This window comes from Stratiformator vulcanicus, from assembly GCF_007744515.1.
Taxonomy (GTDB): Bacteria; Planctomycetota; Planctomycetia; order Planctomycetales; family Planctomycetaceae; genus Stratiformator; species Stratiformator vulcanicus.
Window position 1 is genome coordinate 90,449 of sequence record NZ_CP036268.1, and the last position, 21,584, is coordinate 112,032.

17 protein-coding genes are annotated in these 21,584 nt (G+C 58.5%); 5 read left to right on the forward strand and 12 right to left on the reverse strand.

Annotated elements, in window-relative coordinates:
- Positions 1-149: 149 nt before the first annotated feature.
- Positions 150-1,961, reverse strand: coding sequence for a DUF1549 domain-containing protein (locus tag Pan189_RS00365; RefSeq protein WP_145361992.1), 1,812 nt, complete (start codon positions 1,959-1,961; stop codon positions 150-152).
- A gap of 291 nt (positions 1,962-2,252) precedes the next feature.
- Between Pan189_RS00365 and lnt the strand changes: the two genes are divergently transcribed.
- Both lnt and Pan189_RS00375 read left to right on the forward strand, forming a co-directional pair.
- Positions 2,253-4,127 (forward strand): apolipoprotein N-acyltransferase, encoded by a 1,875-nt coding sequence (gene lnt / locus Pan189_RS00370; RefSeq protein WP_145361993.1) that lies wholly within the window; start codon positions 2,253-2,255, stop codon positions 4,125-4,127.
- 384 nt (positions 4,128-4,511) lie between these two features.
- Positions 4,512-6,728, forward strand: coding sequence for a serine/threonine protein kinase (locus Pan189_RS00375; protein ID WP_145361994.1), 2,217 nt, complete (start codon positions 4,512-4,514; stop codon positions 6,726-6,728).
- A 55-nt stretch (positions 6,729-6,783) separates the two neighbouring features.
- On the opposite strand, the gene Pan189_RS00380 is transcribed toward Pan189_RS00375, so the two are convergent.
- Together Pan189_RS00380 and Pan189_RS00385 are read right to left on the reverse strand one after the other, a co-directional pair.
- On the reverse strand, positions 6,784-7,938 hold the full coding sequence (locus Pan189_RS00380; protein WP_145361995.1) for an SDR family oxidoreductase: 1,155 nt from the start codon (positions 7,936-7,938) through the stop codon (positions 6,784-6,786).
- Between the two features lie 238 nt (positions 7,939-8,176).
- Positions 8,177-8,611 carry an STAS domain-containing protein gene (locus tag Pan189_RS00385; protein ID WP_145361996.1) on the reverse strand — a complete coding sequence of 145 codons (435 nt, stop codon included), beginning with the start codon at positions 8,609-8,611 and terminating at the stop codon, positions 8,177-8,179.
- A gap of 608 nt (positions 8,612-9,219) precedes the next feature.
- On the opposite strand from Pan189_RS00385, the gene Pan189_RS00390 reads away from it, so the two are divergent.
- Together Pan189_RS00390 and Pan189_RS00395 are read left to right on the forward strand one after the other, a co-directional pair.
- A complete protein-coding gene (locus Pan189_RS00390) occupies positions 9,220-10,329 on the forward strand; it encodes an acyl-CoA synthetase family protein (protein WP_145366056.1) in 1,110 nt (369 codons plus the stop codon).
- Between the two features lie 122 nt (positions 10,330-10,451).
- On the forward strand, positions 10,452-11,075 hold the full coding sequence (locus tag Pan189_RS00395; protein ID WP_145361997.1) for a DUF4304 domain-containing protein: 624 nt from the start codon (positions 10,452-10,454) through the stop codon (positions 11,073-11,075).
- Positions 11,076-11,279: 204 nt separating this feature from the next.
- Here the strand turns inward: Pan189_RS00395 and Pan189_RS00400 are convergent, their stop codons facing one another.
- From Pan189_RS00400 to Pan189_RS00415, 4 genes are all read right to left on the reverse strand, one after another.
- On the reverse strand, positions 11,280-11,816 hold the full coding sequence (locus Pan189_RS00400) for an SRPBCC domain-containing protein (protein ID WP_145361998.1): 537 nt from the start codon (positions 11,814-11,816) through the stop codon (positions 11,280-11,282).
- 510 nt (positions 11,817-12,326) lie between these two features.
- Positions 12,327-12,809 (reverse strand): hypothetical protein, encoded by a 483-nt coding sequence (locus tag Pan189_RS00405; protein ID WP_145361999.1) that lies wholly within the window; start codon positions 12,807-12,809, stop codon positions 12,327-12,329.
- A gap of 241 nt (positions 12,810-13,050) precedes the next feature.
- Positions 13,051-13,965 (reverse strand): hypothetical protein, encoded by a 915-nt coding sequence (locus Pan189_RS00410; RefSeq protein WP_145362000.1) that lies wholly within the window; start codon positions 13,963-13,965, stop codon positions 13,051-13,053.
- Between the two features lie 78 nt (positions 13,966-14,043).
- The gene (locus tag Pan189_RS00415; RefSeq protein ID WP_145362001.1) at positions 14,044-14,616 is read right to left on the reverse strand and encodes a hypothetical protein; all 573 of its coding nucleotides are present in this window, start codon (positions 14,614-14,616) and stop codon (positions 14,044-14,046) included.
- A 320-nt stretch (positions 14,617-14,936) separates the two neighbouring features.
- Here Pan189_RS00415 and Pan189_RS00420 point away from each other — a divergent pair, with 320 nt between their 5' ends.
- Positions 14,937-16,952, forward strand: coding sequence for a multiheme c-type cytochrome (locus Pan189_RS00420; protein ID WP_310820887.1), 2,016 nt, complete (start codon positions 14,937-14,939; stop codon positions 16,950-16,952).
- A 278-nt stretch (positions 16,953-17,230) separates the two neighbouring features.
- Here the strand turns inward: Pan189_RS00420 and Pan189_RS00425 are convergent, their stop codons facing one another.
- The 5 genes from Pan189_RS00425 to Pan189_RS21090 form a co-directional block, all read right to left on the reverse strand.
- On the reverse strand, positions 17,231-17,962 hold the full coding sequence (locus Pan189_RS00425; RefSeq protein ID WP_145362003.1) for a hypothetical protein: 732 nt from the start codon (positions 17,960-17,962) through the stop codon (positions 17,231-17,233).
- An 846-nt stretch (positions 17,963-18,808) separates the two neighbouring features.
- Positions 18,809-19,270 (reverse strand): VOC family protein, encoded by a 462-nt coding sequence (locus Pan189_RS21575; protein WP_145362004.1) that lies wholly within the window; start codon positions 19,268-19,270, stop codon positions 18,809-18,811.
- Between the two features lie 425 nt (positions 19,271-19,695).
- Complete coding sequence (locus Pan189_RS00435) at positions 19,696-20,286, reverse strand: GIY-YIG nuclease family protein (protein WP_145362005.1); 591 nt, start codon at positions 20,284-20,286, stop codon at positions 19,696-19,698.
- Between the two features lie 99 nt (positions 20,287-20,385).
- Positions 20,386-21,186: a homing endonuclease associated repeat-containing protein gene (locus Pan189_RS00440; RefSeq protein WP_145362006.1), complete on the reverse strand. Its 801-nt coding sequence runs from the start codon at positions 21,184-21,186 to the stop codon at positions 20,386-20,388.
- A 135-nt stretch (positions 21,187-21,321) separates the two neighbouring features.
- Complete coding sequence (locus Pan189_RS21090) at positions 21,322-21,510, reverse strand: tyrosine-type recombinase/integrase (RefSeq protein ID WP_375154894.1); 189 nt, start codon at positions 21,508-21,510, stop codon at positions 21,322-21,324.
- Positions 21,511-21,584: the final 74 nt, after the last annotated feature.

Here is a 21,584-nt window from a genome sequence, read left to right on the forward strand (position 1 = left end):
ACAGAAAAATAAAACTTCTCGCTTCTCGCTTCTCGCTTCTCGCTTCTCGCTTCTCGCTTCTCGCTTCTCGCTTCTCGCTTCTCGCTTCTCGCTTCTCGCTTCTCGCTTCTCGCTTCTCGCTTCTCGCTTCTCGCTTCTCGCTTCTCGCCTCAACGTCGCGAGACGAACTCGGCGCTGTTAATTAAAGACCAAACAAGGTCTTCATAGGCGTCTCGGCGGCTATCAGCCTTGTCGATGTAGGCGAGGCAGATCTTTGTTTCTGCCGCGGTCGGCTCGCGTGAAAGCACGTTTAAGTAAACCTCGGCGATCGCGTCTTTATCATCCGAATAGCGCCGCAGGAGTCGGCCCAGTTGAGACAGCGGATTGGCGGCGATCGAGCGGTTGACCTGATCGCTATTCATTAAGAACAGGGCTTGAGGGATATCGCCGGTCAGGTCTTCTTTGGGCGTCGAAGGGTCGAAGCCGAAGGTGTTATTAAAGGCGAACCGCAGCCGATCGAGGCCGCCGAGGCGGCCGCCCATGCTTTGGCTGACCCGTGAGCGGAGCGTCGGCTGCCCCAGCACCTCCGAGAGGGCGTTATAAATCTGGTCGGCCCGCAGGCGAGTCGCCCCCGTGGCGGCAAACGCGTTGCCATCAACGGGATCGGTGTAAGAGCCATCGAGTGCCCGTTGGTAGGCCTCGGTGTTCATGATCGCGCGGAACAGCCATTTCGGGTCATAATCGCTGGCGGCAAACCCGAACACGAGTGCGTCCAAGGCGTCCGCATAGCTCGCTTCTCGCTGCGGGCCCATGTCGTCGAGCGGGTGATAGAAGCCTTCGCCGACGAGCTCCGCCCACATGCGATTGACGTAAGCCCGAGCGAACCACGGATTGCGTGTGCTCGTAATACCGGCCGCAGCAGCTTTGCGGCGAATGCTGTCGGAAGTGCCGGGCGAGACGCGGACGTTTCGAGACGCGAACAGGGCCGGTGAAATTAATTCGCCTTTCGCATCGGGGTCCGAAAGGTCCGGCATGAAGTGCTCAATCGAGCGATTGCGGTCGTTCGGCGGCTCCGGCAGATTCTTTAATTCTTCCAGGTTCAGCGCGCCGTCGCCGTCTTTGTCACCGTAACGCACGATGAAAGGAAACGGTCGTTCGAGCTGAGTTCCCTCAGTTTCACTCTCGGTGATTCTGCCGTCACGATTCTTATCAATAAAACGGAAGACGAAGTCGGGATTCCTCGCGAATCGGGCGCGGGCGTTGGTGCGATCGCGATCCTGACTGACGACTTCGAACGAGCGTGGGGCATTCTCCTTTAGCACCGGACGAACACGCACACGTGGGAAGAATGCGGCGAGCTTGTGAAAGTCTTCACGCTTCCAAGCGTCATACGGATGATCGTGGCATTGGGCGCATTGAATCTGCACGCCCATAAAGATGCGGCTCACTTCGCCCGCGATCTCATTGGCCTCGCCATCATGGGCGAAGAGCAGGCCGACCGCGCCGTTCTCGCGGACGTCGCCGGTGGCTGTGATCAGCTCGGTGGCGATTTCATCCCACTTGCGGCCCTCGCGAAATTGCTCGGCCATCCACCTTTCGAATCTCGGTTCGGACAACCGGGCCCGCTGATTGGTGGCGTGGGAGAAGATCACGTCTTTCCAATAGCGGGCCCAGTTGAGCGAATAGCCTTCGGTTTCGAGCAGGCGTTCGACCAGCTCTGCTCGCTTTGCGCCGTCCGGCGTCACGGCAAACAGCACGGCCTCGTCAGCCGAGGGCGGTCCGCCCGTCAGGTCGAATGCCGCCCGCCGCAGGAAGTCGACGTCACTGCATTTTTCCGAAGGGGACACGCCCTGTTCGGCGAATGCCGCGGCCAGGATCCGATCCACTTCCGCGGCAACCTCGAGCGGCTCCACCGGACGCGCGTACGCCGTAAGCGAACTGAACATCAGGGCCAGACTGAGGGCGACAGGAGTAAAACGCATAGCGGCGACCTCGTCGTGAGACGCGAGTGAGAGTTGGGACGTGGGGTTAAACCACCCCGGGGGCAGAAAAGTTTCGGTGCTTTTTCCGAGAACCACGAATGGGAAAGGCGAAGTATCATTGAAGGCGGTCGGCAACGCCGGTCTCTGTTTCTCCCGCCTCTCACGTTTCCCACGTCTCCGGAATGCCCGTCTTGCCCGATTTCGGCAAATGACCGATAGTTCGGGCAATGGGCCGCGAGATCAGTGCGCGCGGCTGTTCGGAAAAGTCCCACGGATGGAAGACGCGTCGCCATGTCTCCGGCGGATGTAATGGAAGAATCGCGAGATACGTCGAATTTGACTCCCGCAGCCGGGGGGGCGAATGCGAACCCAGCTGCGTCGCAGGGTCGGCTCGATCCGGCCGTGCGAACCATCATCGCATCGGCCCGCAAGCCGGAGCGGCCGCCGTCGCTGGGGGCCTGGGTCTGCGGCCTCGTCTGCGGAGTGCTCTTCTGGGCGAGTTTTTATCCGCTGGCCATCGGTCCGCTCGCCTGGTTCGCGTTCACGCCGCTGGTCATGCTGATTCGGATTCCAGTGCCGACGCGGTGGATGTATTCAGCCCTGTATCTGACCACGCTGGCCGCAACGCTCGTGCAATTGCAGTGGATGCGGCTCGGCGACGTCACGATGTACCCGGCGTGGATTGCGCTTTCGCTCTACGTCGCGGTCTATGTTCCGCTGACGGTGTTCCTGTGCCGGGTGGCGCGGACGCGACTCAAGGTTCCGGCCGTGATTGCACTCCCGGTCGTCTGGGTCGGGACCGAGTGGCTTCAGGCTCACGCCTTCACCGGATTTTCGTGGTACTACCTCGGTCATTCGCAGTGGCAGTGGACGACCTTGATTCAAATCAGCGACTTGGTTGGCGGCTACGGCGTCAGCTATGTGGTCGCGACCGGCGCAGCCGTTCTCGGTCTGTTTCTGCCGCGCCGGCTCTACCAATCGCTCCGACTGGAGCCGCCGAAAAGATCGGACTGGCCGAACAATTCTGAGGGGTCGAGTACCTCGCTGCCACCGGTTTCTTTGTCGCACCGAGGCATGGCGACGGCGTGGCTGATTTGTCTTGTCGCTGCCGCCTGTTTGTATGGAACGCTCCGGCGTGACCCTGCGGTCTTCTCGCCCGGGCCGCGGGTCGCGCTGATCCAAGGAAACTTTCCGACCAGTCTCGGTCCCCCTACGGTTGCTGCGGGGGACCGCTTTCGGACCTACCACCAGCTCACCGGACTCTCGGTGCCTTACCAGCCCGATCTGATCGTCTGGCCCGAATCGGTCATGCCGTGGCCGCTGCTGGAAGCCGAAGAGAACCTCTCTCTGGCCGCGATTACCGGAATCGTTCCGAACATTAAAGCCGAGGCGTTCCGCAGCGGCGAAATGAAAGAGATGTTCGAGAACCTCGCGACGCAGGCGGGAGCCGCCATGATGATCGGTGTGCTCACCGGCGACGTTACTGCCCGGCACGGCTATCGCACATTCAACAGCGCCGCGTTCAGCCGACCGGAACTCGGACTAGTGGGACGTTACGACAAGGTCCACCGGGTGCCGTTCGGTGAATTCGTTCCGATGCGGCAATGGATTCCCGGCTTGGAGCAACTGACGCCCTATCGCGGTCAATTCGGCCTCGCCAAAGGTGAAGGACCAGCGAAGTTCGAATACGAGGGGCACAACTTCACGCCGCTCATCTGTTTCGAAGACACCGTGCCGCATCTGGCAAACGAGTATGTCCGCCGCGAGAATCCCGATGTCCTGGTCAACCTGACGAACGACGGCTGGTTCAATGAATCTTCAGAGCAGGAGCAGCACCTGATCTCGGCGCTGTTTCGCACGGTCGAAACGCGGACTCCGCTGGTTCGCGCCGTCAACACCGGCATCTCCGCCGTGATCGATGGCGACGGGGTCATCTTGGAACCGAAGGTTTTCATTGATGGCGAGACCTTGAAACGGACCGAGTATCGCACGGCCTACGGCGGATTCGAGAAGGATCGACATGCCGTGCTCGTGTCCGATGTCCCGCTCGACAGCCGGACGAGTCTGTATGTGCGCGGCGGAGACTGGTTCGCGATGAGCTGCGCGGTCTTCGCTTCGTTCTGCCTGTTTGTCCGATTCGTCCCGACCCGATCGGTCGCTATTTGAACGCGGCTGTCGCACGGGTTGCGACCACTTCTCGACGAAGATCGGCGCGATCTCTCGGAATCGCTGCCGGCAAATGGCAGGGTCGATTCCCGGATTGATTCGCAAACTCGGCGGGTGAGATAGACGCTCATCGGCCGCTGTGGTCAGATAGGCGTTTGGTGATATCTCCTGCGCCGGGAGATTTCCGATCTGCGATGCGGTTTTCGGTGTTGGATGCGACAATGCGACGGTCGTGTTCGGGATCGTTCCCGCCTTGCAGCATCCGATAATGATGAAATCAGCAGGCAGGAGCGCGTGTCACCACGGTTTGGCTTCTCGGGTCAATAATATTTCGGCCTCAGCCAGACCGCCCGCCTCGATAGATCACAGACAGCTGGTGTAGTGATGCGACCGGATACCGTCAGCGAACGAGCCAAGACGAAGTCTCGGGTGGGGGTGGGGCATCGGACGGTCGTTCGTTCGGTCACTCGCACCGGATCGTTTCTTCGCACCCAACTGTGGGTCTGGCCGATCATTGCGGCTCTGACGTTGGGTCTACTCGGTCTGTTTTTGCGAAACGCGATCGAAGACACGCTCAGCAAAGAAATCGGCGATGAGCTCGTCACCCTCGTCCAGACCGACGTCGCCGCAATGAAGCTCTGGCTCAACGAGCAGGAGCGAGCTGCGCGGTCGGTCCTCGAGGATGACACCGTGTTGCGGAATGCTCGCGAACTGGTGCGGTTGAGCGAAGCGAAAAACACGTCGACGGCGGACCTGCTGCAGGCGCCGCAGCTTGCGGAACTACGGACCGAAATGGATCCGTGGCTGCACGCGCACAACTATGACGGTTTCGTGGTCGTCACCGACGGTGGCCGCGTTGCTGCATCACGAAGGGATGCGCCGGTCGGCCTCACCATCGAGCAGGAGCTCGTCGACGTCATGCGAACACGGATGGAAGCTCGGGGGGCCACAGTGCTGCCGCCGTTTAAGAGTCGAATTCCGCTTGAAGATGAAGACGGCACGTTAAAGTCGGGGTTGCCGACAATGTTCGCAGCCGCTCCGCTGAACCGGGAAGACGGCTCTCTTGCCGCGATTTTCGCGTTAAGAATTCGCCCGGAGGACCAGTTCTCTGAGATTTTAAGAGTCGCAAGACCGGGAGAGTCCGGCGAGACTTATGCTTTCGATGCCGACGGATTAATGCTCTCGAACAGTCGCTTCGATCCCGACCTGAGAAAAATCGCGCTTCTTTCCTTCGACCAGGACTCGATTCTGAACATTCTGGTTCGCGATCCCGGTGGTGACATGACGCGGGGCTTTAAACCGCAGGCTCAGCCCTCGGAACGCGAACCGACGAAGATGGTGGCCTCGGCGGTCGCCGAAGGTGATGGTTACGATGCCGTCGGATATCGCGACTATCGGGGCGTTCGGGTGATTGGCGCCTGGGTTTGGCTTCCCGAATATGACTTCGGCATTGCCACCGAGTTGGACGCTTCCGAAGCCTTTATGGCCCTCAATATTCTGCGACGGTTTTTTTGGGGGATGTTTGCCCTGCTCGGTATCGCGGCTGCAACGATTTTCGTCTTTACGATCTTTATCGAAAGGGCGAATCGGGAAGCACGCAGCGCTGCAATTCAGGCCAAGCAACTCGGTCAATACGCATTGGACGAAAAATTAGGCGAAGGGGGAATGGGTGTCGTCTATAAAGCGCATCATGCGATGCTGCAGCGACCCACCGCGGTGAAGTTGTTGCATGCCGAACGAACGACCGAGGAGGCGATCGCACGGTTTGAACGAGAAGTTCAAATCACCGGGCGATTGACCCACCCGAATACAATCGCGATTTACGACTACGGGCGGACTCCGGAGGGCGTGTTTTACTATGCGATGGAATTGCTTGACGGTCGTGATTGCGAAGAGCTCGTCAACCAAGCGGGCCGCCTGCCGGAAAGCCGCGTGATCTACCTGCTGCGGCAGGTTTGCGGGTCACTGTCCGAAGCCCATGCCGTCGGATTAATACACCGTGACATTAAGCCCGCCAATGTCTTTGTGACGGTACGCGGCGGAATGTACGACTTCGTCAAGGTACTCGATTTCGGCCTCGTTAAAGCCGCCGATGCCGGCAAGATGTCGACGTTGACTAACGCCGGGGCGATCACGGGGACGCCGCTTTATATGCCGCCCGAGATGATATCGAACCCTGAGTCCACCGATGCTCGCAGTGACCTCTATATGGTCGGAGCGGTGGCTTATTTCCTGTTGACAGGTCGACCGGTGGTCGACGGCGGCAGTGTGATCGACATCCTACGTCAACAAGCCGAAGTGGTCCCGAAAAAGCCATCTCAACTCGCAAATCGCGAGATCGATTCCGACCTCGAAGCGATCGTGATGCGTTGCCTGGAGAAGTCGCCGGCAGACCGATTTCAAAGCGCCGATGAACTGGAGGCGGCCCTTGCGGCCTGTCGATCGGCGAACCAGTGGACCAGGCAGGACGCGGCCCAATGGTGGATGGAGAACTCCGATGAATTCATTTCGCCGGGGAACTTGGAGCCCCCGGACGCCGACGAAGCGATGGCCAAAACCATGATCGCCGTCCCGACAGAATCGACTCGGCAAGTTCGTTAAATTAGTAGCCTTAAGACTCTGAAGCGCGAGCACTTCTGGCCGCTCAACTGGTCAGTCAGGAGACGCCGACCGCGTTGTCCTTGGGGGAACGCTTCTTCCGAGATTGACGCTTACCCCAGCGATCCGATTCTCCGAATTCGATGAACCGGTGCAGCATGTCGCGATCCAATTCCGGGCAAGGCAGATCGGGCAATGCCGCGATTGTATTTGAGACGTCGAAGACCGGGTCGGAGGTGACGTACGCGTCATAAATTGCCGTGTTCTCGGCCACGGCCTGCTCGTAAGTATTCCAATCAGAGATGTCGGCATCGTGACCGACAAACTCGACGCCGTCGATCGAGAAATACTCTAGGCACGTGCCGATGGAGTGATTCGTTGTCGTCGGCTCCGACGGAGCAAGGTGATAGGTCTCGCCGTGAAGCGAAGGCTGATTAAAAATTCGGACCATCGCGTTCGCGACCCAATCGACCGGAACGACATTTCGCCGTTCTTCGCCGGTGATGCGGACGCGGATCGGGATGAATCGCCGCCCGTCTGGCCCCGGCTCGACGCTGCGGGCAATGACCGAGATAAATTTATAATAGCTCAGCAGGCCGTGATAACTGCTCGTGTAGCCGGTCTGGGCATCGCCCGCGATGATGGCGGGGCGGTAAACGGTGAGTGAATCGAAGCATGAGGCATCGCGGATGATTCGTTCGGCTTCGAATTTGGAACGCTCGTAGTCGTTCCGGAACGTCTGGCCGGCATCAAGGTCGCATTCCATGATCGGCCCCGGTCGCTCTCCGCAGACGTAAGCCGTCGACACGTGATGGAATTTGCGAATTTGAGTCGAGCGGCACAGCTCGATCACGTTCCGCAACCCCTCGACGTTGCTGCGGTACGGCTCCCCGCCCTCCTCAGTCGCGATGAATTGCAGGCTCGCGGCGTTGTGCAACATCGCATCGCAATGAGTCTCGACCCATTGGCGACTCGACTCGTTCAGCCCGAGCCCCGGTCGGTTCAGATCGCCATCGAAGACGGTCGGAGGCGATAATGATCGGCCGACTTCCTCCTCGAGTGATTCGACGAGTTCCAACAGGCGATCTTGGGCGGACGCGTGTTCGCTCGGTCGCGAGATCACGGCTACGTCGACATTCGCGCGAAGCAACTCACGCAGGACGTACCGACCCAGCAACCCGGTCGCCCCGGTCATCAAAACGCTTCGCTGCATCAGTCTCGCTTCCGTTCGGTTTGAGCGTTCGCAAGCACTGCGGCAGCGGGTCGGAGTGCGTCAAATCTCCGCTGCAATTCGGCTTACACCAATAGAAGGTCTCGATGGCTGAGCGGGCACGGACAAGACCTCCACGAGAGGTTACCGCTCGACTGTAGCAGCCTCGCCGATGCGCTCAACCGCAACGCCATTTACTTCGGGGAAATCCCTATCAATCGGACCTGCCGGCACGGATGCCTTACCGTGAAACGCGGAAGACTTGGGAATCATCCTCATCCGGTTCCCATTCCGGCTCGCGGTAACCGGGTTGCGCTTCTTCCGGTAGTTCCTGCTGATGTTCGAGCACGATCCGATAGGTACGGTCTTTGAGATGCTGCACGAAGTGCTGAAACCAGAGCATCTGCTGAATCCGTGGCTGTGGGTCGTAGAGATAGATTTGCACGCCCCGCTCACGCCAATCGAAGAGCATTCCGAAGAAGCCGCTCGGAATGTACTTCACGTGGGTCATATCGACCGAGATCGCCCGCTTTTTCTCCCGAGTGATCAACCGGATCAGAGTATCACGCAGTAGCGAAAGGTCCGCGCCATCCCAAATATCCATGTCACCGAGATTCAGCATCGCGACGCCGTTCGCTTCACTGACAATTTTTCGTCGCTTGCGTCGTGTCGCCATTCGAGTCGGCCCCGTGGGTCTGGTCAATCTATGGGGGTGACGGCGGCGCTTCGCGTTGTAAGGAATTCGAAGCGCCGCCGGAGAGAAAAGGGAGAACGCAAAGGGCGCACCGGAGCAACATCAGACATGGAAATTATCTCGTAAACAATTTTACCCATTGCACTTAAGCCATTTAGGTGGGCGATGTTGCTCGCGGGAAACCTGTGTCGTTTCTGCAACGTGGTGTCGTCCACGTTGAATTTTCGAAACGTCGACCGCGGTTCGGGCAGCGGACTCCGACGCGGCCGGAGAATAGAGAAAGCAAGGCATCATGTTCGGGGGGGTGGCCGGGGACGGCGCTTTCGCCGCCCCCGGAACGCGCGCTCGCGAAGTCGCGTTGGATCGATGAAGGTGCGACCAAAGGCCGGATCACACGGGGCGTCGCAATGGCACGGTCCTCAGCCACCCTTTGAGCTTCCGGCTCGGTCAAGCGGACCGTCTTTCGGACTCCGACGCTCGTTGGAAAAGGAGCGGGCGGACCCTATCATGATGGGTCGCGGTACATCGGCTGTTGTCGACGCGTACCCGAATCGCTTTCGACCGCCGGAGTTTGCCCCGTGAAGCACGATATCGCCGTCGCAGAACTGCCCCCCGCCCCGTCATCGCCTGAAGAAGCCAAAGCCGCGCTCGACAAACACACCGTCGAGATGGTGCAGTGGCACTTCAGCGAGGAAACCGGCTCCCCCTTCTGGCTGGAGAAGAAGTCGACCTACGATTTCGACCCGCTGACCGATGTGACGTGCTTCGAAGACCTCCGGCAGTTTCCGGAGTTCGAAGACGAGTGGCTCCGCGGGGGTCCCGTCCGCCGTTGGTTACCCAAGGGCCTCGAAGGCAAACCGCTGTACGTCTTCGAGACGGGCGGCACCACCGGCATCCCCAAGAGCCGGCTCGTGGCCGAGGACCACTGGATCGACTACGAGATGTTCTCGCACACGCTCCCCGATGAGTTCTTCCCGGAAGGAGCCGACTGGCTGATGCTTGGGCCTTCCGGACCACGCCGGCTGCGACTGGCCGTCGAGCACCTTGCCCAATACCGCGGCGGCATTTCGTTCTGCGTTGACCTCGATCCGCGGTGGGTCGTGAAATTGCTTAAGGCGGGAAAAGTTGAGGAAGCGAAAGCGTATCAGACGCACGTCATCGATCAGGCCTACACCGTCCTGACGGCGGGCCACGACATCCAATGCATGTTCGCGACGCCGAAGTTGCTCGAAGCACTCGCGATGAAATTGTTCGACGAAGGCACGAGCATTGAAGAAATCGGCATTAAGGGCATCTTCGCCGGCGGCACCGAGTTCACGCCGCAGTGGTATAAGTTTTGTAAGGAAGAATTGCTCGGGCCGAACGTCTATATCACGCCGACCTACGGCAACACGCTGATGGGCCTCGCCTGCGGCAAGCCGTTCGATCCGGCCGAAAATTATAAGATCACGTACTATGCTCCACAGCCGCGAGCCGCCGTCGAGGTCGTCGACTTTGACGACTACAACAAACCGGTCGGCTACGGCGAAACCGGCCGCGTGAAGCTCTACACTCTGACGAAAGAACTCTTCATCCCCGGCTTCATGGAACGGGACGAAGGCGAACGCGAAGAACCCTGCGACAAATACCCCTGGGACGGCGTCAGCGGCGTCAGGCCGTTTCACGTCTTTGCGAAGACGACGACCGTCGGGGTTTATTAAGAACGAGCGATTTCACCCGCCCCGTTTAGCCGCGACCGCCAGGGAGCGTGCTCACTTTGCACTTAGCCCTCGGTGCTCTCTTAACCTCGGTTTTGAACGTCCCTCTGCTGATTCTCAAAAACATGAGTGATCTGAAACCGGTATTCGCCGCAGCCGGACCGATGCTGAAGGAGTTAGGCTTCCGAAAGTTTGGTCCCACGTACACGCGTGAGTACGCTGAGTCGATCCAAGTAGTCAACTTTCAGAAGAGTCACGGGGGCGAGAAGTTCTTCATCAACATTGGTGCGAGGCCAAAGTTCTTGAAGCTGCACGGTGGCGTGTTCCCCGACCCGAAAAAGCTGAAGGAATACGAGTGTTGCTTCCGCAGCCGTGTTGACGTTCGCGACGAACCAGGTGGGGCGGGATTTTCGTATACCGAAGACCCGGAATGGCTCGCTGATCTCGCCGATTCGCTCGCGAATGCGATCGAAGATGAACTGAATCTAGTATCAGAGTATCCGGGCCTCGTGACTCGGATTACGCTGAAAGAGTTTAAAGCACAGGACGAAACACCGATCTTGGGGGGCACGCGGGCGATCAATCTGCGATTGTTTGCCGATATAGCCTTCGAGTTAGGAATGTTGCGGAGAGCAAAGTCATTTGCTCGCGAGAGTTTGAAACGATGTCCTCCGAGAGCAAATTCACTGAAGTATGACCTTGAAAGCCTTCTCCAGTCGATCGACTCAAGACAGGCGGAGCGGGCGTGAAACGCGGGTGGCCCGGAGGTCACACGTCCGGGTCGCACAGCGACAAGAGGTCTCAGGGGACGCTCCCAAAAAAGCGACGCCGGCTGGTAATCCGGTAACGGTCGTCGCAGACCTCACTCGACGATCAGTTTCGCCGTTGAAACTCCACGCCGAACCTCTTGCGGCTCCGCCGCCCGGACGTAGTAACGTCCGGGCCACCCGCGATCAGCCAACTAAGAGCTCATCAATGCGACAGTACCCCATTTCCATTGCTGCTCCCATTCCAGTCGCCAAGGCCTCGTCGCGTGCCTTTGTTGACGCATACTCGATCACCGTGGTGACCGTCGTTCTCCGGTCCATCTCCTGAAATGTGATGGTGACGACCGTTTCTTGGTTTGTGTCGTCGTCCGAATCGCCTATCAGGTGCTTTTCGTCTTGAACTATCTTTCTATGCGTTTCGATTTGACGAAAGTCGCCGGCAATTGAAATCTCCAAACCGTCTGCTTCATTTCGAAATACGTTCTCGTACTTCCCGCCCACTCGAAAGTCCATCTCACAGATGGGCATCGACCAACCCGGCGGTCCAAGCATCCATTGACGAACCAGGTCAGCGTCGGTGAAAGGTTTCCAAACCGAGTCAACTGGCGCGTCGAAGCCTCTAACAACCTCAACCTGTGTGTCAGAAGGGGAGTTTACAACGGCTGGTTTCATGCTCTTGTTCTCTCTTGTTTTGGTGGCTACGCGGGTATCGACAACTTTCATAGAGATTCGCTGGCGACCAACAGTGGCAAAAGGCTGTTTTAGTCACATAACTAGTGTTTATTAAGAATGATTCCAAATAACGTGCGCGCGTTATTCGGAATGAAAAGTCAAAGTCAGCCGGGCTGCGGACACCGCGACCACGGGTGGCCCGGCCGATTCTTGGCCGGGTGCCGAAAGGCACGAGATGTCGTTCGAGGACCTCCCGGTGTATTAGAGACGGATCAGTCAGCGGAACGGTTTCGAACAACATCCTGTCGCTTCGCGCCCTGGCCGTTCTCACGGCCGGACCACCCGCGAAAACAACAACGGTCGGGGTTTATTAACGGCGAGCCGCGAGGCATTCGACCCGCCGTTTAGCCGCGACCGCCAGGGAGCGCGGAACACAATCTAAGGGAATATTGGCGAAATCAGCAATTGATCGTTGTATGTTAATGGCTGCCGTAACCGGGCACGAACGGAAGACTTTGATTTCAGCTGCCAAGTGAATTAATGCTCCGGTTCACGGCTTTGTTAGCCCGCTCGCGATGGAACAAAGGAGAGGGTACGTTGGTCGAATTGCAGTTCTGAATAAAACGAGACGCGATCAAGTAAGCAAGTTGCGAGAAAGTCAGTCGTGGATTTGGAGTGGACGAGCAAGTTGTCAGCGACGCCATTGATCGCAACCTTCCAGCGATCTGGATCGTTCTGATCGGCAATCCAATAAAATGTCGTTTCTTGATGGTCGTGACCCCACGGGATTATTCCGGGGATGCCGTGAAAACCTGTAAATGCCTCGCTGCCGAGTCGGAAATCGCGGTCGTAGAGGACAGCGAACAACTCCTCAGCAGTGAGGTCACTCGCGACACTCAAGTCAGCAATGGCAAATGATAAACGGCCGTCATCGAATGTTCCGGCTCCAAATGTTGCGAGGAAGGTGGAATAATCCGAAGGTAGCTGGACGCTCTTTGAGTGAGATGGATGAAGTGAGAGAGTTTTTGATGATCGCTTGATCATGCGGTCGAACCGATTCGCGAGTCTTGCCATCGAAGTGGGCATCGGTTGACGACCGGATGAACTGCATCCCATGCCGCCACACATCAGGGCAATCGCGGCTAGCATACCGCGTCGAGTTAGTTGCCAGTCGGCTCGTGTCACAGGGTTCTCAATGCGGGCTAACGTCTAAAATCACCCGGTCGCGACGAGAGATTTTCCAATATCAAAACGCCCGACTTCGCGACTCGGGTGCATTTTTTTATTATCCGCCTTTATCAGGCCAGTGGTGCGCATGCTCATCGCGGAAAGGAAGCTGCACAAGCCAGTCTTGCAACGCTGGTGAAAGTGATTTCACGTCGTAGTGCGGGCATTTGCCCTCATTGCTACGAACCCAGTGATACAGCCCATTGTCCCATGGCAAACTGCGGTCCGGGTTGAACTCAGATATCAATGCAACATCGTACCATCGGCATAATTCGTAGAGTCCGTGTGGTTCGAGACAGATGTACTTGAATAGATCATAGAGCTGTGAAATCTTACGGCTCGTTTCGATGAAGGAATCGAGACCGCGGGCAACTTGGACAGGGTCTGAATCCAATAGCCCCTGAAGCGTTGCATACATACAAGTGATGTACATCTTCGGTTTCTTCCATGCCTCGTATTCAGCGATAGCGTCCGCTAGACGGGTGCGGTCACGACTGATGACTGCAGTAATGCCCGCATGCAAGAGCTTTTCCGCCCATGGGCCAGTTCTGGCCTTGGCGGGTGTCACCGCCGTGTACCGTTCAAAAAGAGCGATGTCTCCAGATGCCAATGTTCTTAACATGTCATTTGCGTGGCACAAAAAATCATTTTCCTCGTCGCGAGTCCCCCACCAGTAACGGAGTCGGCCGAACGTACTCGCTGACCGGGCGAGTTCTTCCGGTCGGTCCTCTAAGATACGTTTGGCGTAACCCCGTTCCAACAACGGGTAACCACCCATGAGATGCTGTGTCGCATGCGCAATGTATTGCTCTTCGGTCCAGTCAACGCCTCGTATTCGGTTCTCTCCGAGCAGTTTCGGAAAGTGCTTCTCCTGTTTCGCAGAAATATAGTCATGAAGAGACTGCCCTGCGCCATAACTCTCCACGAGCACTTCAATGTGGCGTTGATATTTCTTGGGAAGGGTGTCAATCATGATGCGATGTATCTTGAGCGAGCACTTTTGTGCGGATAACTAGTGTTTTTCAGGAATAATTCCGGATGACTGCGCACGTTATTCGGAATGAAAATGGTTAAAGTCAGCCGGGCTGCGGACACCGCGACCACGGGTGGCCCGGCCGATTCTCGGCCGGGTGCTGACAGGCACGAGCTGTCGTTCGAGAACCTCCCGGTGTATTCGAGACGGATCAGTCAGCGGAACGGTTTCGAACAACATCCTGTCGCTTCGCGACCCGGCCGCTCTGACGGCCGGGCCACCCGCCAGCAGACTGAGATACGCGGCCGGGTGGGTGTAGTAGATCTTTTTCTTCCGCAAGCCCTCGGGCGGAACCGACTCACCCGTCACAATGCAAACCGGCGGTAGTTCCACCTCGCTTTTTGCTACAACGGCCTTCCCGTCGATCCGCCAGTCGAAATGAATTTCACGATCGATCTCGTGCTCGGCGATCGGCACACCGCAAACGGGGCAACGCCTTTCCCCGTCCGCTTCCGTTTCGCAGCATCGCAGGTGCAGCGGCTCCCCGCACGACGGGCACGCCATTCGCGGTTCGTAGCCTTGGATGCGGTGCTGACAGACCGCACACGTTTTTCCCACGGTCGACGGGAGCGGAGTCGGAACGGCACTCATGATCGATGGAAATCTGTCTGGAAGGGTTCGAACGGATGCGGGTTCTGTGGCCGAATTCATCGGCCACGCCGATCGAATCGATTGATCGCTCCAACGTCAGTCGTTCGCCGATCCGACGCAGACGGATTCACGAGTTCTTAACCTTCCCGTGGTAGGCTTGTCGAGTCGGCACGGTACGGACGCACTCACTTCCGCGTGCCGACGCAAACGCCCACCAAACTTTCATTCCCCCGCCCGCAATGTCGCGTCGAAAGCCGAAGAGTGAGCAGCCCCGGCAGTCCGCCGAGGCACAGCCGGAGTCTTCGCGGGCGAAGGTGTGGATGTGGATCGCACCCGCATTATTCGCCTTGCTGGCCGGCGGCGCGGTGGTCGGATCGAATCTGCCGGGCAGCACCGACGCGAAATCGGGTGGGGATGACAACTCGGACATCGCATCCGCTTCGTTTCCCGCGACCAAGCCGAAGCCCCAGTCCGTGCCGAACACCGCGGCGAGCCTGCAAGCCCGCATCCAGCAGGCCGTTCGGACAAATCCACGTTTCGACTCCCACGGTTGGATGGTCCTTTGGAACGAGACGCCCGAGGTCTTCGCAGAATTCGCCGGGGCCTCGAAGCCGCTCGACGACTACAGCAATATCCGTCCCGCCGACTACAAGAAGCCGGCGGCGTGCGTCGACTGTCACCCGCAGCAGTTCCAGAAGTGGTCGGAGCATCCGCACGCGAAGATGAACCGCACCGCCTCGGCGGAGACGATCGTCGCCGAGTTCGACGGCTCTTCGATCGACTACCAGGGCGGCACGATCACCGCCTATCAGGACGGCTCCGATCGCCTCATTCGCACTGAGAAGGACGACGTCCGCCGCGAGTATCGCGTCACCCGCACGATCGGCTCCCGGTTCTATCAGTACTTCGTGGGGGTACTCACGTCCGGCACGCCGATCCCGACGCTCGACGAAACCCCTGGCGAAAGCACGACCGAACTCGTCTTGCCGGTCGGCTGGCAAATTTCCAAGAGGCGCTGGCTCCCCGTCTATGACGTGTTCGACTTCATGGACTACGACGACCCAGAAGCGGTCAACGGGAAGCCGAACCCGTTCGACACCTACGTCAATTTTCAGCCGAAGGCCTACTACGAGCGCTGCGGCGAATGCCACACGACGTCGCCCGAGGCGTACCGCATGCTCGTCGATACGCAGGCGGGCGAAATCGGACGCGAGTGGTATCACGTCTCGCTGAAGGAGCATCTCGCCGACGGGATCGAGCCGATGTTCCCCGGCATCTCCGCTGAGGCTCCCCGAGTGACCGAACGGGACAAGCTGCCCGGTTTCATTCAGACGCTGGAACAAAGCTATTCGGCCGATCACGCCGTCACGCTCGGCATCAGCTGCGAGGCGTGCCACTTCGGCGGGCGAGAGCACGTCGATTCGGAAGGCAAGATGCCGCCCCGCTTTCTCGCGTCGGCCCCTCACGTGTTGCCCGTTCAGCCGCACAAGCACGACGTCGGGCGGTCGGTCGGCAACGTCAACCAACTGTGCTCGCGCTGTCACGCCGCCTACCGCAATCTGCTGCCGAGCGGCGGGCTGCACAAGAACTCCGGCGAGTTCCGCGACGCTACGCACGGCCCCTGCTACAGCGCGATGAAATGCACCCACTGCCACGACCCGCATACCGCGACCGGGCTGGAGTGGCCGAAGACGCCCGCTCAGGACGACCAGAGCTGCCTTGCCTGCCACGAGCACTACTCAAGCGACGACGCACTCGTGGCCCACACCAAACACCCGGTCGGCAGCAGCGGTTCGAACTGCATGAACTGCCACATGCCGAAGGTGGTCGAAGGCCTCGAAGACGTCGTCCGCTCCCACCGCATCTCGTCGCCGAACGACCGGCAGGTCATCGAAAGCGGCGGCCTTAACGCCTGCAACCTGTGCCACCTCGACCAATCGATCGACTGGACCGTGGCCAAACTCGGTGACTGGTACGGCTTGCGCTATGACGAGCCGCAGATCGCGAAGAACTACCAAAGCAGGACCGCCCCGCTCAGCCGCGTCTGGCTGCAGCACGACGACTACCCGGTCCGCCTCGCCGCAATCGGGGCGGCCAAGCGTCACGATGCGAAGTGGCTCGCCCCCGACATCGCCGCCAATCTCGACACCGGATTCTTGATCAATCGCCAGTTCGCCCAAGACACGCTCGAACACCTGCTCGACGTCGACCTCCACGCCGCAGGCTACGACTTCTGGATGACCCCGGCGGAGCGCAAGCAAACCCTCCCCGCCATCCGCCGACGCCTCGCCGAAGCAGTCCGGCAAGATAATCCGAGCACCGCCAGCGAGGACTAACGCACTCCCCCGCTCATCACCGGGCCGGGCTGTTAGCACTTAGCTGTTAGCTTCGGAATAAAAAAGCTAATCGCTAAACGCCTCTCGTCCGCGGTCGGCGTTTCTGTTGCGACAATGTGTGCCACTGCGGACTCGTTCCGCAGTGCTGCGACCAGAGAAGACTTACCACGCCGTTGCATAGTCGCCCCCGTTCCAAGGGGACTTGCGACGTTGCAATCACGGATAACGCTATAAGAGGGAGCCGCACTGCGGGACCAGCCCGCAGTGGCACCGGGCGGCTAATTCGGAGGACGAGACCATTGTTCGACTTCGCTTGGTAGGACCGGCCCGAGTGGCGGCAGCGGGGGGAAGTCGAACAGGCTCGGCTTGGGCTTCACCGGCTTGTCGGGGGCGACGAGAAGCGGGTCGGGGATTTCGCCGGTCTTCTGGTAATGCTCCCAGTTGTGGTGCAGGTCGTCGATCTTCTCGAACCGCCCATAAATCGCCGGCAGCGAGACGCCGCAGTGCCGGTCGAGGTCCCCCGTCGTCGGCCGCCCGCCCCCCAGGTACTCCCGCACCTCGCCGTAGGCATCAAGAATCTGCTTCAATGTGAATGCACTCGTTAAATGCGTCACCCGTTCGGAGTTCAGCCCCGCGTCCCGCTTCAGTCCGGACCACCCGTCGCGCGGGCAATAGCGCGGAATCGTCTCAGGGCTGATCCCCGCCCAGCTGCAAAACTCTATCTTTGACGGCTCGCGATTCCCGGTCTCCTCGACGAATTTTTTAAGCCGGCCCGCGAGCATCGCCCGGCTCCACTTCTTCGCCCCCCGTTTGGTGTTGCCGGAACTGCCGAGCTGCTGCAGCCACGCCGTGCGGACGAGCTCGCCCCAGCCCCCATCCGGAAAATGCCGCCCGACGGTGTTCTTCCCGACCCTCATCCGCCGACGAAAATCGAGATGCGTCATCGCCACCCCCGGCAACCCCACATACTCCTGCATCTTCCGAATCAACGTCGCCCGCGTGTATCGCATCGTCTCGTCCGGCTGGGGTGAAGTGTCACCTATACCGAACCGGTTGCGCGGCGAGAGAAGCTGTCAGCTATCAGCCGTCAGCTTCATTGCTTGCTGAGAGCCGACAGCCGACAGCTGATAGCCGCACGAGTCAGCATGAGCCGCTTGGGCGCTGGCCCCGGTTGCGTGGGGGAAACTGTCGGCTTTCCCTGATGAGCGAATCGCTGAGAGCCGGTCGCCAGGAGTTCGAACAGGGGTGGCCTACCCGCCCCTCCGGCGGGCATGAGCGTCCGGCCCGATCACGTCCAGGCCGTCGAGGAATGATGGCACCTCCGCCCTCATGCCCACCTCAGGGTGGGCATGCCACCCGCCGGGGGCGGCTCGCCCCCGCAGAGTGCGCTTCACTGGCAGCTTGCACGGTTTCCACTTCGACCGTCCCCTCGTCACGGATTGCCTCACGGAATCGACTGCCATCGGTTTGGTTAAACCAACGCCGGAGCCGTATGGAAACGCTGCAACCTGCAAGTCAGCCACCAGATGCGCGGGCAAGCTGCCCCCGGCACCCGCGCTCGTTATCCAGAATGAAAATGGTCAAAGCCAGCCCGGCTGCGGACACCGCGACCGCGGGTGGCCCGGCCGATTCTCGGCCGGGTGCCGAAAGGCACAAGATGTCGTTCGAGAACCTCCCGTTGTATTCGAGACGGATCAGTCAGTGGAACGGTTTCGAACAACATCCCGTCGCTTCGCGACCCGGCCGTGTTCACGGCCGGGCCACCCGCGGTGGCATAACCTGTGCAACGCTCACTCGGACCGGCATGCTGAACACAGCACTGCGGGACGAGCCCGCAGTGGCACCTGGCGCGGCAACTACTCTGACATCTCCGAAAACAATTTTGTCGCAGCGGTCTGAATCTCGTCTGGAGTCAATTCACACAATTTCGTTGAGATACCCCACTCATGCCCGAATGGATCACGAACGCGCGCAAATCTTTCGCCCCAGAACATGTCAACTGGGGCCATTAAAACGGTTGAGTCATTATCTATCATGGTTTTGACCATCGCGTCGCAATCATTAACGTACAGATGGATCGCGACAGTTGTGCCACCAAGTCGTGCGGGGCTTGGAGTGCCGCCGTGTCCTGGAAGCTCCTCACTTACAAAGAACCGTGCGCTGCCGATACGAAATTCGCAGTGCATCACACGCCCATCCGGCATATTAAGGAGCAAGTGCGGATCAACTCTGAACACGCGCGAGTAGAACGCGACAGCCTTTGCGGCGTCCGTGATGCTTAGGTATGGGACGAATTCGCATGTCGGAGATGACTGCATATTGAACGAAACAATCTGGGTATTAAATGTGATGTAGGCTTAGCGGCATAACTAGTGTTTATCAGGAATGATTCCGAATAACGTGCGCACGTTATTCGGAACAAACTTGGCCGAAACCGGCCGGGCAGCGGCGGGTGGCTGGGGACGGGCGCGATTAAGAACAATGCTCATTTTGCGTGGTTGCCTTCGCCAATCTCAAACCGCCCGCCCCCAGTCTGTGGTTTGATCGTGGTCGACGTCTTGCATTGCAGTCACCACCCCGCGCTCAACTGGGGGCGACTAAAGGGTCGTCCCCAGCCACCCGCCGTTCGAGAACCTCCCGGTGTATTCGAGGCGGATAAGTCAGCGGAACGGTTTCGAACAACATCCCGTCGCTTTGCGACCCGGCCGTGTTCACGGCCGGGCCACGGCGAACGACTTCAATTTCATGAATCCGCGCGGCCCGCGGCTCCGTGTGCAACGCATTGTTCTGCATCCTCTGAGGTGCCAGACAAGCCTGCGCCATCGACGAGATTGGGCATCAGGGCGAAGAATTGATCACACCGGTCAATTACCGTTGCCATGTCGTCCGTTCGGAAAACTTCGGTGTGCAATTGGTCGCAGCAAAATGTTGCACAGTCGATTGCCGTCCGTTCCCAAAGCCGTTTGCACGGCCATGTTTTCAAGACGGTTGCGAACGGCGCGGAACATTTGTGCGAACGTAGACGGTCGTTGATATTTGTAGCGAATCCAACCTTGAAACGACCGGGATCGTGTTCCGGTTCGAGTTGGATTAGATAAAAGACACCGTAGTCAATCCCCGGCGTAGTTCCATCATCGTCAGATTCGTCAGCGCCAGCGGTTTGTCTCGAAGCAACATCGGTTTGGAGGGTTTGAAAGTCATCCATCGAGATGTACGCGATGGCCTGCCCATTGTGATTCGCACTCTGTTCCTTGAAGGTTTCGATCCCAAGTCGGCGAAGGATCTTGAAGACGGCCTGTTTCCCGTAGCCGACCGCGTGAGCGGCATCGATCACTGAGATTTGGTCGTCAATCATGTGTAATGTCGTGCCTTGGATGCAGAACGACGGCTGTAACGGGGCCGCTGCCAAAAAGTTATGATTTCAAAACTGGTGTTATCGGCGGCTCCCGTTCATCGCTTGGTTATCCCGCCATTCTCGCAACACGTCTTCCAGTGCCACGACGGGAATGGACTGAAGGTCGCGGTTGTTGCGCCAGCAAATACAAATGCAGTCGGCATCCAAATCGTGACCATGTTGAATGTAGTTTGAGCTTTCGTATTCGAACTCCGCAAGAATGATTTCGCCGTTTCGTTCCAATTCTGCATCGGGAAAATCAGCACGTACGGATCGGATGCGATACTCTAGACGGTCGGCCATCAACGAAAACAGAATTATCGTCTCCATTTCGTTTTGTGGCTCGAATTTGAGAACGGAGTCGAAACAAAGAGGTTTTCTGATCGTCTTTTGGCTCGATGGATTTCGAGGTGGCGCAACCGAAAACTCAAACGAGTCAGCGTGTTTTTCGGTGAAGTACGACTTGACTTGGGTCCATGTTCCCCAACGCAATCTATATGGACGTACTGAGAACTTTGAGCTTGCGCCGAATTCTGTCTGTCCGGGAATTTTCTGAATTTGATTTGCGACCCTGATGAACTCCTCAGTCAGTTGGGCGACCGTGTAGGGTTGCTGAGGTGGGGGGGTGTTTTTATTTGGCTCAAATCCAGCGTCTTCTATGGCCGAAGACCAATTCCCATACTGGTACAGAACTTGGTGCAACGTCGGCAAATCATTCGTTTGAGCATGCGATTTGTATTCGTTCTGTGTGGGCGGACGTCCCATTTTCGCGTGCAGTTCACGGATCGCAATTCTCGCGGCATTCTTAAGGTCGGCGATGTCATTGCGATGTATTGGCATTGGCTCTACGTGGGATAACTAGTGTTTATCAGGAACCATTCCGAATAACGTGCTCACGTTATTCGGAATGAAAATGGTCAAAGTCGGCCGGGCTGCGGACGCCGTGACTGCCGCGGTTAAGTCCATGCCCGTCCATCATTGCCGTCCCAACATCCCGCTGCAATCCGATAAGCTGTACCCAAGCAGCTCCTGCACGGTTCGGATATCGTCACCGGCTTCGATCAGGTGTGTCGCGAACGAGTGCCGGAATGTGTGGGCGACGGGTGGCTGGGCCCACGCGTTCGAGGGAAATTTTAAGCCAACGAACTCTGCACGTCTCCGCACTGCATCGACCGCCCTCAGCGCTACTCTGACCGGGGGCCATTGCAACAGCAACCTAGACTCTCGCTCGCTGGGGG

Excerpts from the sequence above, each read along its gene's own strand:
- Pan189_RS00365 (WP_145361992.1), bottom strand. The coding sequence starts at position 1,961 with ATGCGTTTTACTCCTGTCGCCCTCAGTCTGGCCCTGATGTTCAGTTCG.
- lnt (WP_145361993.1), top strand. The coding sequence starts at position 2,253 with ATGTCTCCGGCGGATGTAATGGAAGAATCGCGAGATACGTCGAATTTG.
- Pan189_RS00375 (WP_145361994.1), top strand. The coding sequence starts at position 4,512 with ATGCGACCGGATACCGTCAGCGAACGAGCCAAGACGAAGTCTCGGGTG.
- Pan189_RS00380 (WP_145361995.1), bottom strand. The coding sequence starts at position 7,938 with ATGCAGCGAAGCGTTTTGATGACCGGGGCGACCGGGTTGCTGGGTCGG.
- Pan189_RS00385 (WP_145361996.1), bottom strand. The coding sequence starts at position 8,611 with ATGGCGACACGACGCAAGCGACGAAAAATTGTCAGTGAAGCGAACGGC.
- Pan189_RS00395 (WP_145361997.1), top strand. The coding sequence starts at position 10,452 with ATGAGTGATCTGAAACCGGTATTCGCCGCAGCCGGACCGATGCTGAAG.
- Pan189_RS00400 (WP_145361998.1), bottom strand. The coding sequence starts at position 11,816 with ATGAAAGTTGTCGATACCCGCGTAGCCACCAAAACAAGAGAGAACAAG.
- Pan189_RS00405 (WP_145361999.1), bottom strand. The coding sequence starts at position 12,809 with ATGATCAAGCGATCATCAAAAACTCTCTCACTTCATCCATCTCACTCA.
- Pan189_RS00410 (WP_145362000.1), bottom strand. The coding sequence starts at position 13,965 with ATGATTGACACCCTTCCCAAGAAATATCAACGCCACATTGAAGTGCTC.
- Pan189_RS00415 (WP_145362001.1), bottom strand. The coding sequence starts at position 14,616 with ATGAGTGCCGTTCCGACTCCGCTCCCGTCGACCGTGGGAAAAACGTGT.
- Pan189_RS00420 (WP_310820887.1), top strand. The coding sequence starts at position 14,937 with ATGTGGATCGCACCCGCATTATTCGCCTTGCTGGCCGGCGGCGCGGTG.
- Pan189_RS00425 (WP_145362003.1), bottom strand. The coding sequence starts at position 17,962 with ATGCGATACACGCGGGCGACGTTGATTCGGAAGATGCAGGAGTATGTG.
- Pan189_RS21575 (WP_145362004.1), bottom strand. The coding sequence starts at position 19,270 with ATGCAGTCATCTCCGACATGCGAATTCGTCCCATACCTAAGCATCACG.
- Pan189_RS00440 (WP_145362006.1), bottom strand. The coding sequence starts at position 21,186 with ATGCCAATACATCGCAATGACATCGCCGACCTTAAGAATGCCGCGAGA.